Consider the following 991-nt stretch of genomic DNA (forward strand, 5'->3'; position numbering starts at 1 on the left):
CTTGTTTTCTTATATAGTTAGGCATGTTTTAAATAAGGTTATTACTGCTGTAAAATTTTTTAATTATTAAAAAATGTCTGTGTTAAAACCGTGCTGATTTCGTGATGTGAATCACGGTTTTTTTTGTGATCTATAAAGTGAAAGAAGAAAAGATATGGCGTAGCCTGAAAGTATAATTTTTTATCCAGAGGGTTTTGTAATGAGATGCAAACCTGGCATGAGAAAAACATGAGATGTCAAAATGTGGTGATTTTTTATTATTTCAATATTTATCAATAACTTATAGTTATTTCAATATATTTCATTTTTGTTTCTTAACTTCCTTGCGGGTCCGTAGTTTCTGGTATATCTAATAAGATGCATAAGTAAGAATTATCTCAAATCTCTGGCTGCGTCTTCATCCCAAGGGTGTGTCCTGATGAAAAATATAAATATCACAGCAAAAGATACAGGTGTGAAATACACCGTCGATGGCAATCAAGTTAACTTAAACACGCAGTCAGTTGTTGTGTTGCATATTAAGCGAGAGGACATCAGTTCCTTCTCCAGGCAAGGTAATGATCTTGTTCTAAAAATAAACGACGGCAGTACTCTTACGCTGAAAGACTTTTTTGTGAATGATGCCAATGGGCATCATAGCGATTTAGTTTTACAAGATGACGATAGTGGGGCTCTGTGGTGGCTTGAAGGGGCAGGAACCAGCGATGCCCATTATTCTCTCATCAGTGATATCTCAGGATTATTAGCTGCAGGCAGTTCTGGTGGCAGCATTGCTCCATGGGTAATGGCCGGGGCGGCTTTGCTTGGTATAGGGGCGATGATTGCAGGATCTTCCGATAAAGATCATTCGTCGCATTCTCCGAACGATGATACTGATTCTGATGCGGACAGTGATTCGGATTCTGACTCAGACAGCGATACCGACCCTGGCGGCAGCGAAAGTGATGCCGATGCCGATTCTGATACAGACTCGGACAGCGATTCGGATTCC

1 protein-coding gene is annotated in these 991 nt (G+C 39.9%); it reads left to right on the plus strand.

Features of this window, described 5'->3' with window-relative positions; genetic code table 11:
• Positions 1-418: 418 nt before the first annotated feature.
• The coding region (locus tag KHQ26_RS26155; protein WP_139153245.1) for a BapA/Bap/LapF family prefix-like domain-containing protein at positions 419-991 on the plus strand (573 nt) is incomplete at its 3' end.

It is taken from the genome of Klebsiella sp. 10 (genome assembly GCF_018223925.1).
In the GTDB taxonomy this organism is placed as follows: domain Bacteria; phylum Pseudomonadota; class Gammaproteobacteria; order Enterobacterales; family Enterobacteriaceae; genus Klebsiella; species Klebsiella pneumoniae.